This is a genomic window from Pseudoalteromonas sp. APC 3691, assembly GCF_030408135.1.
GTDB lineage: Bacteria > Pseudomonadota > Gammaproteobacteria > Enterobacterales > Alteromonadaceae > Pseudoalteromonas.
The window spans coordinates 1-16705 of the sequence record NZ_JASDCB010000028.1 but is presented as its reverse complement, the minus strand read 5'-3'; the positions used below and the strand labels follow the sequence as shown (position 1 = coordinate 16705).

Annotated in this window: 14 protein-coding genes; 8 read left to right on the top strand and 6 right to left on the bottom strand. The window is 39.6% G+C overall.

Annotation, left to right across the window (positions count from 1 at the left end; all coding sequences use genetic code 11):
• Window positions 1–23: 23 nt before the first annotated feature.
• Window positions 24–1277 (bottom strand): diaminopimelate decarboxylase, encoded by a 1254-nt coding sequence (lysA, locus tag QL998_RS10680; protein WP_033028907.1) that lies wholly within the window; start codon window positions 1275–1277, stop codon window positions 24–26.
• A complete protein-coding gene (locus QL998_RS10675) occupies window positions 1278–1472 on the bottom strand; it encodes a lipoprotein (RefSeq protein ID WP_290192655.1) in 195 nt (64 codons plus the stop codon).
• A 341-nt stretch (window positions 1473–1813) separates the two neighbouring features.
• Between QL998_RS10675 and cyaY the strand changes: the two genes are divergently transcribed.
• The 8 genes from cyaY to add all read left to right on the top strand — a co-directional run bounded on the left by cyaY (window position 1814) and on the right by add (window position 11580).
• Complete coding sequence (cyaY, locus tag QL998_RS10670) at window positions 1814–2137, top strand: iron donor protein CyaY (RefSeq protein WP_002960979.1); 324 nt, start codon at window positions 1814–1816, stop codon at window positions 2135–2137.
• Entirely contained in the window at window positions 2134–2790 is a 657-nt protein-coding gene (locus QL998_RS10665; RefSeq protein ID WP_002960978.1) for an alpha/beta fold hydrolase, read from the top strand. The genes cyaY and QL998_RS10665 overlap by 4 nt, the downstream gene beginning before the upstream one ends.
• 22 nt (window positions 2791–2812) lie before the next feature.
• On the top strand, window positions 2813–3790 hold the full coding sequence (locus QL998_RS10660; RefSeq protein ID WP_024605934.1) for a DUF2914 domain-containing protein: 978 nt from the start codon (window positions 2813–2815) through the stop codon (window positions 3788–3790).
• A 35-nt stretch (window positions 3791–3825) separates the two neighbouring features.
• Window positions 3826–4764: a hydroxymethylbilane synthase gene (gene hemC, locus QL998_RS10655; RefSeq protein ID WP_024605933.1), complete on the top strand. Its 939-nt coding sequence runs from the start codon at window positions 3826–3828 to the stop codon at window positions 4762–4764.
• Window positions 4765–6606, top strand: coding sequence for a uroporphyrinogen-III synthase (locus tag QL998_RS10650; protein WP_290192654.1), 1842 nt, complete (start codon window positions 4765–4767; stop codon window positions 6604–6606).
• Window positions 6603–7712: a heme biosynthesis HemY N-terminal domain-containing protein gene (locus tag QL998_RS10645; RefSeq protein WP_024605931.1), complete on the top strand. Its 1110-nt coding sequence runs from the start codon at window positions 6603–6605 to the stop codon at window positions 7710–7712. Before QL998_RS10650 ends, QL998_RS10645 begins: the two co-directional genes overlap by 4 nt.
• Before the next feature lie 51 nt (window positions 7713–7763).
• On the top strand, window positions 7764–10451 hold the full coding sequence (locus QL998_RS10640) for a CHASE domain-containing protein (protein ID WP_024605930.1): 2688 nt from the start codon (window positions 7764–7766) through the stop codon (window positions 10449–10451).
• 127 nt (window positions 10452–10578) lie between these two features.
• Window positions 10579–11580, top strand: coding sequence for an adenosine deaminase (add, locus tag QL998_RS10635; protein WP_182195477.1), 1002 nt, complete (start codon window positions 10579–10581; stop codon window positions 11578–11580).
• Between the two features lie 54 nt (window positions 11581–11634).
• Here the strand turns inward: add and QL998_RS10630 are convergent, their stop codons facing one another.
• The 4 genes from QL998_RS10630 to QL998_RS10615 all read right to left on the bottom strand — a co-directional run bounded on the left by QL998_RS10630 (window position 11635) and on the right by QL998_RS10615 (window position 16544).
• A complete protein-coding gene (locus QL998_RS10630) occupies window positions 11635–12045 on the bottom strand; it encodes a CBS domain-containing protein (protein WP_024605928.1) in 411 nt (136 codons plus the stop codon).
• A 167-nt stretch (window positions 12046–12212) separates the two neighbouring features.
• Window positions 12213–12926, bottom strand: a complete 714-nt coding sequence (gene fre, locus QL998_RS10625; protein ID WP_024605927.1) for an NAD(P)H-flavin reductase — start codon at window positions 12924–12926, stop codon at window positions 12213–12215.
• Between the two features lie 109 nt (window positions 12927–13035).
• Window positions 13036–14502 carry a 4-hydroxy-3-polyprenylbenzoate decarboxylase gene (gene ubiD / locus QL998_RS10620; protein WP_002960958.1) on the bottom strand — a complete coding sequence of 489 codons (1467 nt, stop codon included), beginning with the start codon at window positions 14500–14502 and terminating at the stop codon, window positions 13036–13038.
• A gap of 71 nt (window positions 14503–14573) precedes the next feature.
• Window positions 14574–16544 carry a methyl-accepting chemotaxis protein gene (locus QL998_RS10615; RefSeq protein ID WP_290192653.1) on the bottom strand — a complete coding sequence of 657 codons (1971 nt, stop codon included), beginning with the start codon at window positions 16542–16544 and terminating at the stop codon, window positions 14574–14576.
• Window positions 16545–16705: the final 161 nt, after the last annotated feature.

Here is a 16705-nt window from a genome sequence, read left to right as displayed (position 1 = left end):
GAGCAGCTAGTAGACAAAAACGTTTATGGTAAAACTTTCTCACCTTGATAAAGGCTTTCAATAGTTTCGCGTTCACGAATAAGGTGATGCTGCTGACCATCTACCATTATTTCTGCAACACGCGGGCGCGAGTTGTAGTTTGAGCTCATTGTAAAGCCATATGCACCCGCACTTCGTTGTGCAAGTAAATCGCCTTGTTTAAGCGCTAGTTCACGGTCTTTTCCTAAAAAGTCGCCGGTTTCACACACGGGACCCACAATATCAAAGTTGTGAGTAGGTGTTTCGTCGTCGCGAACGGATACCGGAATAATTTTTTGCCACGCTTGATAAAGCGCAGGGCGAAGCATGTCGTTCATGCCCGCATCGACAATGGCAAAAAATTTGTCTTGGTTTTGTTTAATAAATTCAACTTGAGTAACCAAAATACCCGCATTAGCTGCAATGGCGCGTCCTGGTTCAAAAATAAGTTCAAGGTGTTTGTAGTTAGCTAAGCGCTCGGTAACTTGTGCTGCATATTCACTTGGGTGTGGTGGTTGCTCATTATTATATGGCACGCCTAAACCGCCACCAATATCTAAATGAGTTAGCTCAATACCGTTAGTTTTTAGCTCATCAATAAGCGCCATTAATTTATCAAGGGCTTCTAAAAAAGGTCTAACTTGCGTTAATTGAGAGCCAATATGGCAATCGACACCAATTACTTTTAAACCAGGTAAAGCCGCTGCTTGTTGATAAACACTCACTGCTGTTTGAATATCAATACCAAATTTATTTTCTTTTAAACCGGTAGAAATATACGGATGTGTTTTTGCATCTATGTCTGGGTTTACGCGAATAGAAATAGGCGCTTCTAGGTTAAGCTCGCAAGCCACTTCAGAAATACGCTCAAGCTCAGACGCCGACTCTACATTAAAACATTTAATGCCCAGTTTTAATGCGTAAGCTATTTCGTCAGACGTTTTAGCCACGCCTGAAAAAACCACTTTAGAAGCATCGCCTCCCGCTTTAATTACACGCGCTAGTTCACCTTTAGATACAATATCGAAACCCGATCCTAAGCGCGCTAATATATTAAGTACGGCAATATTTGAGTTTGCTTTTACAGCGTAACATACCAAGCTTTTATGATTTTTAGTGGCGTTAGCAAATGCTAAGTAATGGCGCTCAAATGTAGCACGCGAGTATACATAACACGGCGTGCCGTATTGCTGCGCTATGCTTGCTACGCTGACGTCTTCGGCAAATAATTGGTTGTTTTTGTAGTTAAAATAATCCATTTATTGCTCCTGACTTTGCGATGTTTTAGCTTGCTCAGCGGTAGTGGCTGGTTTAGCTGTATTTTGAGGTTGTTTTTGCTCTGTTTGTTGCTCTGGTAAATATAACGGACCGCTTTGTCCGCAGCCAGCTAAGGCGCTTAACAGTACAGTGCTTATTAATAGTCTTTTTAATTGTAAGGTATGTGTCGCTTTCATTAGATTAATACGGTTGCTGGCTTTATAATCGCAGAGTAACAGAATATCTAAAAAATGCAGCTATTCGCGGATGATTTTATTCCTGTTACACTAGGACTTGTTTATCTCTCGAGGTTGAATTTGCGCTGCCCGTTGGGTTCGTCCTAGGAACGATTTACTCTTTGTTGCTCGGTTTTAACTTAGTCCACTAGGTTACAAATCTCGCGCCGCGATTAAATCGCCCCTAGATAGAACAAATTTCAATCCTGAAAGGTTAACAGGCCCTAGCTGCACATTTTTAAAGCTAATTCAAAGCTAAAACGTACCCAATATTAGGCGGCTCGCCTGCAAAGGAAATAACAATGACTGAACACGAATATCACCAATTAGCCGAAGCTCTTATGTTCACTATTGAAGAGCAGGTTGATGATTGCGAAGCTGATTTAGATTATGAATCGGCACAAGGTATTTTAGAAATTATTTTTCCTGATAAAAGTAAAATAGTGATCAATAAGCAAGCACCTCTTCATCAAGTATGGGTTGCGACTAAGTTTAACGGACATCATTTTGAAATGCGTGATGGGTTATGGATTGATAACCGCTCTGGCGCTGAATTTTGGGCGTTTATAAATGAAGCCTCAACTCGCCAAGCAGGCCAAGAAGTTAAGTGGCAATCATCACTATGAGTTTAGAATTTGTAGAATATGCAGCCCAAAGTGAACACAAAGCAACGGTTATTTGGTTACATGGTTTAGGTGACTCTGGGGATGGTTTTGCGCCAGTAGCCCCACAGCTAAATTTACCAAGCGAGCTTGGTATACGGTTTATTTTTCCGCATGCGCCAGTGCAACCGGTCACCATAAATGGTGGCATGGAAATGCGCTCTTGGTACGATATTAAGTCTATAGAATTAGATAAGCGTGCCGATGAACAAGGCGTAAGAGATTCTGCTGCAAAGGTAGAAGAGTTAATTAATAAAGAAATTGCTAATGGCATTCCTGCTAATAAAATAATTTTAGCTGGTTTTTCTCAAGGTGGTGTTGTGTCTTTGCATTTAGCGCCGCGCTTTGAGCAAAAGCTTGGGGGTGTTATGGCGCTCTCTACTTATATGTGTGTGCCACACAAATTTGCTGATGAAGCAAAACATACTGATTTAAACGTATTTATGGCTCATGGTAGCCAAGATAACGTTGTACCGCACAGTGCGGGTAGAAATGCGTTTGAAGTATTAACAGCACATAACATGGATGTAAGCTGGCAAGAATATCCAATGGCTCATCAAGTTTGCGCAGAAGAATTGCAAGCTATTCGCCAATGGTTAATTGCTCGTTTAAGCTAATTTTGGAACCGCTGAGGTCAATATGAGTCAAAAAATAGTTATAAAAGCAAATGTTAAACGCGAATTACAACAGAGCGTACCAACGGTAAGCTACGAGTGGAATTGGCGTCGTATTGTGAGTATTGCTATGTTGGTATTAATGACCTCTGCAGCAGTTGTTTATGGCTTAACCACCTCTGTTAATGCAGATCAAGGTGAGCACCCAAATGAGCAGGAACAATTCTTAAGTTTCAGCAGTAACGCTGAAAACCAAACAAGCGATGAGGTAATGGATGTTGAGCCTCAATCATCAGTAAACAATAGCCCTAATGAGCCTGCAGAGGTAATGCAAGCTCGGATTGAACCGTTGTCAGCTGAGCAAAATGAGACTCAACTAAGCATTTCAAGTAATACACCTGCCGAAGTAGACCTTGTAAATAATCCCCCGGCTTTGTTGGCTAACAACGATATTGTTACTGATCAAAGCGAAAGTATTAATACAGAGTTAAACTCAAACCTTGATAATGATGTGCAAGAAGAAACCGCAGAAGCCCAAAACGTAACTGAGCCTGCAAGTCAAAGTGACTTACTTTTAGAGTTAGAAAGTGATGATGGCGCATTGAGTGGCACTGAAGGTTTTTCCTCTACAGCACATGTGGCAAGTGTGGCATTGGGGGCGCAAATAGACACGGATAAAATTAGTCGCGCGGTACTTACTCGTAAAGTAAGTAAGCGTGAGCCTACTAATGTGTTTGCTGCTGATATTAGGTTAAGCCAGTTTGAGGAAGGGTTATCGTTTTTTAGCGAGATTAAAAACCTTCAAGGCCAGCAAGTTAAGCATGTTTGGTCGTTTGAAGGTGAAACGATGGCTGAAATTACACTTAATGTTACTTCGCCTCGTTACAGAACGTACTCAACAAAAAATATAATGAACACACAAACAGGTCATTGGCGTGTTGATGTAGTTGATGAGCAAGGTAATTTAATTGCCCAAAAAGAATTTAGAATTTTAGCTGACTAAAACTGGCTAAACGCAGTAATTAATTGGATACCCCTATGACAGAAAAAACAAAATTAGTACGCATCGCAACGCGCAAAAGCGCTCTAGCACTTTGGCAGGCCGAATTTGTAAAAGCAGAGCTTGAGCGTTTTCATGCAGATGTGCGCGTAGAATTAGTCCCAATGTCGACACAAGGGGATATAATTTTAGATACGCCATTGGCCAAAATTGGCGGTAAAGGCTTATTTGTTAAAGAACTAGAGCAAGCCATGCTAGATGGCCGTGCTGATATTGCCGTACATTCTATGAAAGATGTGCCAGTAGAGTTTCCTCAAGGGCTAGCACTGCATACTATTTGTGAGCGTGAGGATCCACGCGATGCGTTTGTATCAAACAATTTTGCAAATTTAAGTGCCCTACCACAAGGCTCTATTGTTGGTACTTCGAGCCTACGCCGCCAGTGCCAAATTAAGGCACTTCGCCCTGATTTAGATATTCGTGATTTACGCGGCAATGTAAATACGCGTTTAGGTAAATTAGATGACGGCCAATATGATGCTATTATTTTAGCGGCTGCAGGGCTTATTCGTTTAGAAATGGAGTCGCGTATTGCTGACTACATTGAGCCAGAAGTGTCATTACCAGCAAATGGTCAAGGCGCTGTAGGTATTGAATGTCGTATTGATGATGAAGTAACCAAAGCATTACTTGCACCACTTGAGCATACACAAACACGTATTCGCGTAAACGCAGAGCGTTCGATGAATCGCTATTTAGAAGGTGGTTGCCAAGTTCCTATTGGTGCTTATGCATTGGTTGATGGCGAACAAGTGCATTTACGTGGTTTAGTTGGTGCTGTTGATGGCAGCGAAATTTTACGTGACGAAGTAACAGGCCATGTAAATGACGCAGAAAAACTAGGTATTGAGCTTGCTAAAAAATTACTAGCTCAAGGTGCAGACAAAATACTAGCTGAAGTTTATAGAGACGCATAAATGACACATATTCTGATAACTCGGCCCGAAGGAAAAGGCGCAGCCCTTGCACAGCAACTTGAGCAAGCGGGTTATCAGGCGTCTTTATTTCCGGTATTAAAAATAACGCATTTAACACCCTCCAGCACTGAGCTTAGTCCACTATTAAATGCAGATAAAATAATATTTATATCGCAAGATGCAGTCAGTGCACTTTCGCAATTAAAACCAGGTATAAATACCAAAGCGCAATTTTATGCGGTTGGACAACAAACAGCCGATGTTATATATGAGCAATTTGGTGTGCGCGCAGCAGTACCAAAGCAGTATGATTCAGAAGGGTTACTTGCGCTTAAATCACTCGCCGAGGTGGATGGCTGTAATATAGTATTAGTTAAGGGCCAAGGTGGCCGTCCTGAGTTAGCTAAAACGCTCAAAGAGCGCGGTGCTTTTTTAAATAATTGTGTTGTGTACAAACGTGAGCCTACAGAGAGTATCACCTCCAACTGGACAGACCACTGGAAAAGCCAGAATGTACACGGTATAGTCACAACAAGTAATGCAGCAGTTGATGCTATATTTAAAAGCCTTACTGCACACCAACTACAATGGTTACAACAGTGCCGATTTTATGTTGCTAGCGAGCGTATAGCCGCTTATTTAAAGCTGCAACAGGTAAGTTCGGCTAATATACACATTGCAGCAGGGGCTAGCGATAATGCTATGTTTACCTGCATAAATCAGCAAGGTAGCAACATGAGCGAACAGTCAAAGCCAGTAACGGCAGAAAAAGCCACACCAACAATAGCTAACACGACCTCTGCTAAATCAACTAAGCAAGACCCTACAGCTACAAAAAGTACGGCAGACAAAAGTAAACAAAAAATAAGTAAGGTTGCAGTACTTGCGCTTCTTATTTCGTTAATTGTGGCCTCAGGCGTGGGTTACGAGTTTTATCAAAAATTAAATGCTGGTAAGGCGCAAAACCTAGCCGTTAATGAGTTAAGCGAGCAAAATAAGTTACTCACCCAGGAGCTGCAAGCACTTAAATCGGCGCAATCTAATTTGCAACAAGCGCTGTTTAATAGTGAAGAAAAAGTTGCCGCAGCCCTAAATGAAAGTGCAGTTCAAAATCAGCAAGAACTAAAAGCGGCTTTGCAAAAGGCGCAGCAACAAGGCTCATCGTTAAACCCGCAAGAAGTAACCAGCTTACAGCGTATGGCTGAGTTTAAACTATGGGCTGAAAAAGACTACCAAGGCACTAGTGCTGTTTTAAAGCGCTTAGATGGATTACTTAGTGAGCACCCAGGAACAGTTGAAGTTCGCCAAGCGATTATGCAAGATATACAAACACTTGATAGCCTTAAACCTATTGCAACAGAGGCTATTTATTTACAGCTAAACAGTGTACTAAGCAGTATTGACGACTTAGTTTTTAATGCAGTTAATTTACCAGAAGAAGCAGCTGCAATAGATGAAAATGCTTTAAGTGGTGACGTGAGTGATTGGCAGCAAAACTTGAGTAATAGCTGGAATAAAATTGTGGATAGCTTTATTACTATTCGTCAGCACGAGGGTGTTTCCATTGAGCCATTACTTACGGATCAAGAGCGCCATTTAATAAATCAACGAATCAAGCTTAATATAACTCAGGCACAAGATGCACTTATGAGTAAGCAGGCGAGTATTTTCTTTAGCGCCTTAAGTGAAGCAAAACGTTTAGTTGGTGAGTACTTTAAGCAAGACGATGATACAACTAAAACGGTACTTAAAGCGTTGTCTAAACTTGAAAAAGAGCAGCTTAACTTTAATCCAAAAGTAACCTTAAACAGTACACAAAAGGTTAAGGAGTGGGCGCAATGATAGGGCTAATTATTTTAATTGTAGCTATTGTTGTTGTACTAGCGGTTACTCCATTTGTTCTAGATGAAAAAGGTTATGTACTTATTTCATTTAACAATACGACGATAGAAGGCACGATAGTATCGTTTTGTATAATGGCAGTCATTACCGCTGTTGTTTTATATTTAACATATAAGTTAATTCGTTATTTATTATCGATTTATCATAATACTAAGCATGGCTTTTTTGCACGTAGCCAAGAGCGCAAACAAGTAGCTATTGAGCAGGCTCTGTGGAGTGCTATTAATGATGATTACGAGCACGTAGAACAGGCTTTATCGGGTAATAGCGTACCAGATAAGTTTGAAGATATTCGCTTAGCATTACTTGCAAAAGCAGCGCTTGCTAATAATCAAACAGATAAAGCACTTGAGCGTTTATTTGAAATAAGCCCAGAGCATCAATTAAAAGTAGCAAAGCTATGGTTGGCAAGTGGCGATAGTAGCGCGATTGAATCACAAATGCGTATTAGCGCAGAAGCTAAAAAAGCCACCGCACTTGAGTTAAAACTTTATGCAGAAGTATTAGTACAGCAACAACACTTTAGTGCGCTGGAAGACTTTTTGCCGCGTTTACTGCGCAAAAAAGCACTTACTGATGCACAGTGGACGCAGTTATTTAGTGCTTATTTTAATGCGTTAGATGCAGACAAGCTGAGTGAAAAATATAAACAGCTACCGAAAAAGCTGCAAGCTCATGCCCACACCGCATATTTAATGCAAATGGCGCAAGCAGGTCAATTGGCTGTTATTGAAAGTGACTTAATTAAGATGGTTAAGCATAGTGAGCAACACTTAGAGCTTGCAAATATATTAAGTAAAGCAACAGCAGCCGATGCAGCTAAGTTGCAAATAAGCATTCAAGAACGCCTTAAGAAGGATGATTCAAATAATTCACTATTACTTGCGCTAGCTTGCCTTGCTAATGCTAAGGGTGATTATGACTTAGCAGCTAGAATTTTTGATAAAGCACTGAATAGTGAAAATAAAAAACAGTTCTCTGAACAAGCTGTGTTGAGTTATAAAAATAGTGCACAGGCAGAAAAGGCGCTCGTTTTATATCAATAAATGACTACACTATAACTACTTAGCATTTTTTGTAGTTCAGGAGCACAAGCTTTGAGAAAGTTTTTAATATTAACCCTTAGCTTGGCTTGTGCTTATTTTTTTACTGGGTATTTTAGTAACTCACTTCTTGCTGTAGATGGCTATGCGGTCGCCTCTTGGCCGCCCTCAGGAATTGCTTTAGCGAGCTTTTTAATTTGGGGACGTAAGTCATTTGTTGGCCTTATTATTGGTGCTTTTTGTACTAACTTAATTCACCTTGATAACGCAGTCGATATTCTTCACTTTAATGTTTTTTTACAAGCTACTTGCGTTACTTTAGCCTCGGCTTTACAGGCTTGGGTTGGCCGTCAAATTATAGTAAATGTTATAAAAGCTCCACTAGATTTATCTTCTTTAAAACACAGTGTTCAAAGCTTAATAGTCGCAGGGCCAATATGCTGCGTTATTGCTGCAGGAGTAGGAACTAGCTTATTAGCATTAAATAATGTGATTCCGACCAATGCTATTTTTGATAATTTTATCGCATGGTGGATTGGTGACAGTATTGGTGTACTTATATTTACACCATTAGTATTGGCTGCTTTTAACTACACGCAAGTACGCCATCGTATGCTGGTGATTTTACCTTCACTATTAATTTATATACTAATCAGCGTTAGTTTTTATGGTGCTGCCAGTGTTAAAAAAGAAAAAGATATTCAAAAGCAAGAAGCCAAAGTACTTGCTGTACAAAACGCTATAAGCCAAAAGCTCGACGGTATTACTGCTCACTTAGGATTACTAGCTGCATATTTTGCTAGTAGTGATGACGTGAATTTTAAAGACTTCAAACAATTTACTTCAAAGCAGTTGGGCTACAGCCAAGAAATTCTAGCGTTTGAATGGATACCTTATATACCAGCAAATAAACTCGCAGATTTTGAAGCTCGTGATAATACAGCCACAGGCAAACCTCTATATATAAAAGAAAAGTCACTAGATGGAGCTTGGCAACCAGCAGGTACGCGTAGTAATTACTTTCCTGTAAAGTACGTATATCCCTTAAAAGGTAATGAAGATGTTTTAGGGTTTGATTTAGCTTCTAGTAAAGTAAGAGGTGCAGCGCTTAGCAAAGCGAAAGAGCTTAATGAACTTGCACTAAGTGAGCCAATTAACTTGGTCCAAAATACAGCTGAAGACGGTGTACTCTTTTTATATCCTGTTTTTGGAGAGTCGTCTACCGAAGATGATTTTCAAGGTTTTGTGGCAGCGATTGTCAGTCTGAAACGCTTATCGCAAACACTATTATTTGATCACAACAACTCAATTTCAGTCAGTTTTTTTGATACAACGATACCAGGGAAAAAGCAGGCAATTTATATTGCCGATACCGATAACTCGCAAACGCTGTTTAAAGAATATCAATTGTTGATTAGCAAACGTATGTGGCAGGTTGAGTTATATGAGCCAATAGTTAGAACGTCTTGGTTAGTATATTGGCTTGCACAAATAGTAGGTATGTTGTTTGTGTGGTTACTGATTACATTTTTGATTTCAGTTACTGGTACAAACATACAAATTCGCGAACAAGTGGCCAAGCAAACATATACACTACGCAAAGAAAAACAAAAAGCAGATGAAGCGAGTCATATAAAGGGGCAGTTTTTAGCAAACATGAGCCACGAAGTCCGCACCCCTATTAACGGTATAAAAGGGCTGCATTATTTAGCGCTCCAGCAAAACGATTGGCAACAAGCTAGAAGTTACATAGAGCAAGCAGATGGGGCACTTGGTGTTTTACTGAGGGTATTAAACGATGTGCTCGACTTTTCAAAAATGGAAGCAGGCAAGCTAGACTTAATACAAGAGCCTATTAATGTAGCGAGTTTAGCGGATGAAATGCTTAATTTACTTCAGTTTGAGGCTGACATTAAATCAATAAAGTTAAGTCTCGATTTTGATAAAACATCAAATTTGGTCATTAATACCGATCCAATTCGCTTAAAACAAGTGCTGCTGAATCTGCTCAATAATGCGGTTAAATTTACAGGGGAAGGTGAAATCACTCTGAAAATTTGGCAATCGAAAAAAATGACTTATTTTAGTATTAACGATACGGGTATTGGTATTAGTAGCGAAGCACAGAAACAATTGTTTAAACCGTTTGCACAAGCTGATAGCTCAACCTCACGCCAATATGGTGGTACAGGCTTAGGATTAAGTATTTGCAAAAAGCTGGTTGAGTTAATGGGTGGTGCAATTGATTTAGTTAGTTATGAAGGTAAAGGCTCTACATTTACATTTAGTTTGCCGCTAATATCGCCTTTACCAAAGGCAGAGCAAATTCAGCAGCAATACAACGCAATAGACGTAAGTACATTATCATTTACAGGCTATAAATTACTTTTAGTAGAAGATAATCCACTTAATCAGCATGTTGCTAATGCTATTTTAAAAACGAAAGGCTGTATTGCCGACATTGCTAACGATGGTTTTGAAGCCATAGAAAAGCTAGCCGAAAATAGCTACGACATTGTGCTTATGGATATTCAAATGCCAAAAATGGATGGACTCAAAGCAACAAAAGTAATTCGTCGTGATTTAGAGTTAATTGATTTACCCATAATAGGGCTATCGGCGAACGCCCATGACGATGACGTTAAAAAGGCACTAGCCTGTGGAATGAATGGCTATATTACCAAACCTATTGATGCAGATACGCTTTTTAAAACTCTTTGGCATCACTTATCAGGAAAATAGGCTATATCATTTTTTTGCACAAAAAGCAGACATATGACCGCTAAAACTTACCGCAAATCATATAGAATTGAAAAATAACTGTATCTGCGTATCATGCGCGCAAATTTAACTAAACTGGGTTGCTATTATGATCAATAGAAAATTACCTTTGCTAGATATTCACCGTCATTTAGATGGTAATGTACGTGCGCAAACCATATTAGAACTTGGTCGTCAGTTTAATATAGAGCTACCTGCAGATAACGTTGAAGCATTAATCCCTCATGTTCAAGTTATTGATCCTGAACCAAACCTCATGGCTTTTTTACAAAAGTTAGATTGGGGAGTTACTGTGCTTGGCGACTACGATGCGTGTAGACGTATCGCAATTGAAAACATTGAAGATGCACAAGCACAAGGTCTTGATTATGTGGAGCTTCGATTTAGCCCTTACTACATGGCACAAAGCCAAGGTTTACACCCAGAAGGCGTTGTAGAGGCCGTTGTTGATGGTATTAAATCAGCAACAAAGGGCGCAAATATAAAAGCTAACTTGATTGGTATTTTATCGCGTACTTATGGCGTAAAAACGTGTCAAAAAGAGCTTGATGCATTACTCGCATTTAAAAATGATTTAGTCGCTGTTGATTTAGCCGGTGACGAAATTGGCTTCCCGGGTGAGTTGTTTGTAGAGCACTTTAAACAAGTACGAAATGCGTATTTAGCTTCGACTGTCCATGCTGGAGAAGCACTTGGCGCTCCAAGTATTTGTCAAGCAATTAATGAGTTGGGTGCGAGCAGAATAGGGCATGGCGTTAAAGCAATTGAAGATCCAAAACTAATGGATTATTTACGCGATAACCGTATTGGTATTGAGTCATGCTTAACAAGTAATATTCAAACCAGTACAGTAAACGATTTAACTAAGCACCCACTTAAACAGTTTTTAGATCATGGTATTTTAGCGTGTATTAATACTGATGATCCTGCGGTTGAAGGTATTGAAATTGAGTATGAATATACCGTTGCTGCACCTAAAGCAGGCTTATCTCAAGCTGATATGGAAAAAGCCCAAAAAAATGCGTTAGAAATAGCATTTTTAAGCGATGGCGATAAAAAAGAACTTTTATCACTCGTTAGCGCACGTTAATGTAAGAGCATTAAAAATGCCGCTTTATATAAGCGGCATTTTTGTATCTGCAATTTAGTGTGTTTGGCAGCTTATGTAATTATCGTAAAGTGCTTTAAGTACATCTGCTCGGCTGATCATACCGATTACTTTAATGCCCTCTACAACAGGGTAGTTTTTTGGTTTACCAGGCTGCATCTGCTGTGCAAGCTCAATAATGTTGGTATCGCCGCTGACGGTCACTACCTCTGTTTGCATAAGCTGCGATACTTTAACCATCCCATCACAAAAATAACTGCTTTGCGTAAGTGGTTTTAACAGCTCTTGCTCTGATATAAATCCAACTAAGCATTTATCTTTATCAAATACTGGTGCGCCAAGTAGTTTAAATTTTTGTAGTTCTGCTATGGCTGTCGTCATTTCTGTATCTGGTGTGATATTTGGCAACTTGCGTTGCATAAAATCTTTTACTTTTGTATTTAGCATTTGGGTCTCTCCCGCTGATGTTCTATACAAAGTATGGTTTATAGATAGGGATTTAGGAAATTGTTTATATTGATGGAGTTGATAGGTTTTAACTATTAAATATTTGTTGCTATAAAAATAAAGGCACCGATTAGGTGCCTTTATTCATAACTGAAAGTAAATTTCAATTATTTGATAAATGCGAATGCATCTGCGTACATGTTTTCACGAATTGCACCATGAATAATAAAGTCATCACGGACAATACCTATCATGTCAAAACGACCTGCCATATAAATATCGTATGGTTCTAGTGACACAATATCTTGCATTACTGCTTTGTGTACATAGCCAGTGTGTCCTTGCCAATTAGCAGATGGATTTTCTACTACAGGAATAAACTTAAAGTTCTCATGGCTATCTGCCCATGCTTGCATTTCTGTGTGTGCGTATAAAGCAGATTCTTCTTTTACGCCCCAGTAAAACAACACAGGACGGTCGCATTTTATTTCAGCTAAATGATCAGCCATTGATTTTGCGTATGAAAAACCAGTACCACCGGCGAGTAAAATAATAGGGCGCTCACATTGCAGGCGCAACTGTGAAATACCCAAGCCAGCTTCAATGTCTACTAACTGCCCTGTGGTATGGGCGTTTCGTAAATGCTCTAACGATTGCATTGCATACGAATCGGCACCTGAGGCGCCAATATGCAGTTCTATTGCATCGCACTGTGAAGGGCGACTAGCTATAGAAAAAGCACGTTTGTCTTTTTCGCCTAATACGAGTTGCATGTATTGGCCAGCTTCAAAGGTCACCGGTTGTTGTGGCTTTAAAATTACTTTATGAACAAATTCTGTAAGTGGGCTGATAGCTACAACTTCAGCTTTTAATGTTTGCATTTTTTACCTTTTAGCAGCGCTTGTAACAGCAGATACGCAATCGAATAGCTCGATTCTAGCATATCTGCAGGGTTATTTTATAGCCTGATATGTACTTACATATAAACACTTAAACAATATTAAGGCTTTCCCAAATATCATCTACACGGTCTTTGGTGTCTTTATCCATAACAATAGGCTCGCCCCATTCGCGGGTGGTTTCGCCAGGCCATTTATTGGTAGCATCCATTCCCATTTTTGAACCAAGACCTGAGACTGGCGATGCAAAATCGAGATAATCAATAGGTGTGTTCTCTATTAATGTTGTATCACGCGCTGGATCCATTCGGGTTGTTATAGCCCAAATAACATCTTCCCAATCGCGGGCGTTAACATCGTCATCGCAGACGATTACAAATTTGGTGTACATAAACTGACGTAAGAACGACCAAACTCCCATCATCACGCGCTTAGCATGGCCTGGATATTGTTTTTTCATTGTTACAATCGCCATACGATATGAGCACCCTTCAGGCGGAAGGTAAAAGTCGACAATTTCAGGGAATTGCTTTTGTAGTATCGGTACAAACACTTCATTAAGTGCCACACCTAAAATAGCAGGCTCATCAGGCGGACGGCCGGTAAATGTGCTGTGATAAATAGGATCTTTACGATGCGTTAAATGAGTGACCGTCATTACTGGAAAGTCATCTACTTCATTATAGTAACCGGTATGGTCACCATAAGGGCCTTCTGGCGCCATTTCACCAGGCATTATGTAACCTTCAAGTACTATTTCTGCACTGGCAGGGACTTGTAGGTCATTTGAAATAGATTTTACAACTTCGGTTCTGCTGCCACGTAATAAGCCAGCGAATGCATATTCGCTTAGAGTGTCAGGTACAGGCGTTACAGCACCTAATATAGTGGCAGGATCGGCACCTAATGCTACCGATACAGGGTAGGGTTGCCCTGGGTTTTCTTTACACCATTCTTGAAAATCAAGCGCGCCACCACGATGTGACAACCAGCGCATAATTATTTTATTTTTGCCTAATAATTGCTGGCGATAAATACCTAAATTTTGGCGCTTTTTATAAGGCCCTTTGGTAACTGTAAGGCCCCAAGTAATTAATGGTGCTGCATCACCTGGCCAGCAATGTTGAATAGGTAATTTAGTTAAATCTACATCATCACCTTCTAAAACTACTTGTTGGCAAGGCGCTTTTTTAACTTCTTTTGCAGGCATATTAAGCACTTGCTTAAAAATAGGTATAGCGCCTAGAGCTTCTTTAATACCCTTTGGTGGATCAGGTTCTTTTAAAAAAGCGAGTAGCTTGCCCACTTCGCGAAGCTCGCTAACATCTGTTTGGCCCATGCCCATTGCTACGCGTTTTGGTGTACCAAATAAGTTGGTAAGCACCGGCATATCGTAGCCTTTTGGGTTTTCAAATAATAACGCAGGGCCTTTTGCACGCAATGTGCGATCAGATATTTCGGTCATTTCAAGATACGGGTCGATTTCTTGGGTGATACGTTTAAGTTCGCCTTTTTTTTCAAGCAAATCGATAAAATCACGTAGATCTTTATATTTCATTGTGGGCCGCTATTAAGCAAAAGAGTTAAAGTATTATACCCATTTCATGCAAGGCAAGTCATTACTTGCACTTAAAACTTAAAGCGCTCTACGGCACTCGTTAAAGAGTGTGCAAGTTGGTTTACGTCTTCACTTTCGCTTGCTAGGGTTGTCGCGTTTTGGGCATTCAAGGTTGCTTGCTCTGTCACCTTTGCCATTATTTGTTGAATGTCGCCACTGTTAGTCAATTGCTCATGTGATGCATGAGCAATTTGCTCACTCATCTGATTAACAGACAACAATGTGCTTTTAATACGCTCTACGGCTTTATTTAGTTCAGTGCTGTTTTTAACACATTGCTTGGCTTGGTGTTGGCCATCAGTAATGTGTTCTTGAGTTGTTTTAGTGTGTTGTTGCAATGTTTGGATCATGGTGTTTATTTCGCTAGTCGAGGTTTGTGTACGTGCAGCTAATGATCGAACCTCATCAGCAACTACAGCAAACCCGCGTCCGTTTTCACCCGCTCGCGCTGCTTCAATTGCAGCATTAAGTGCAAGTAAGTTAGTCTGCTCGGCAATGCTACTAATTGTTTCAACAATGGCTTCAATAAGCTGAGTGTACTGTGCGAGTTCTTCTGTGCTGCCTACTGCTTTATCAAGACGCTGCAATAAAGTTTCTATACTTAGACTATTTTGATTAGCAATCTCGTTTACATCATTTGCAAATTGCGATGCGTTTGTTATTTCACTTGATGTTTTATCTGCTTGTTCATAAACCGCTTGTGAGTTGATTAGCATATTGTGTGCAAGCGATGTTGCCTGCGCGCTTCGCTCTAACTGCTGTTGTGCAACAACCGTCATTTGCTGACCTTTTTCACTGGTTTTAATAGCGCTGCTGTCTAGTTCGTGGGCGTCGCTACTAATTGCACCAATTAGGTTAGTAAGGTCTTCACTGAGTTTATTTATGTTATTTAGCAAAGTACCAAATTCATCCTTACTACGTGGGTGGCTTCGCTTTGATAAATCACCTGAGGCGATTCGGGCTAAATCGCGGTTTACTTTTTTAAGCGGTTTTAGCATTGCGCGAGTTGTAAAAATAGAGATAGCGATAATCAATATAATTAAAACAATCGTAATAATTACTACAGAACTAATCCCTGTATTTATGGCGGCCTTTGCATTAGTTTGTAAGGCATTAAAGCGCTCATCAGCCAATTTATTAAGTTCAATAAGCTGATCTTCTGTTGTTATAAATTGCTGTTGAAAGTGTTCAAAATTTTGAGCCGCAGCAATAGTACTTTTGAGTACTTTATTTTGTTGGGCATAAATTCCTGTATCGTTGTTAAGTAACTCTCTTAATTGATTAAACTTAGTCGTTAAATTTTTAGCATTAAACGCATTATTAAAGGGTAGCGCTTGTTGCTCTAAATAGGTGAAATTAGGTTGGATGTTATCTAGTAGAAATAGGGTATCTTGCTGATGGCTATTTAAATCATTGATACTTGTAGTTTGAGTAATGCTTTTTATATTATTGCTTAAGTTAAACAATAAATCATCTATACGGGTCGCTGTTCCAAACATAGCATTAAGTAGCGCCTGCTGTTTTGCAGGCACTTCTAAAAGTTCTATATCAAGTAAGTTAGAACTTAAATTGTAAAGTTGCTCGTTAAACGTTGCTGATAATTCTATGGTGGAATTTTGCGCTACAAACTTACTCTCTTTAGCACTAAACATTGCGACACTTACTTTAGTCAGTTGCTCAAAGCCTTCGTTGGTACTGGCGAGTAAATTTTGCATTGTTATTTGTTGATTTAGTTGAGTGCTTAACGAATTGAGCATATCGCTAAATTGTTGTTGCTCAGCTTGCGCCTGTTTTTTATTTTGTTGAAGTAAATCAAGGTTTGCTTGGCTGTAAGCTAAGGCATTAAATTTGGTAATAGACAGTAATGATAGCCTTAAATCTTTACTGAACTGTTGTACCGGAACTGCTAATTTTTCGGTTCGGGTATTGTTAACGCTAATTTTGTTTAATGACCAATAAAAAAACACACTACTTGTTAGCACCAATAAACCAATGGCTGTAAAAGCTAAAATTATTGTAACTATTCAGCCTCATCTGAAATGAATACATCAGGCAGCTGATTTTTGAATAATAACTCAAGGGCTAGGCTTGCAGATACATATTGTTTTCTGCAAGTCGATAAATAGCTTCTCAGCAAGCAGAA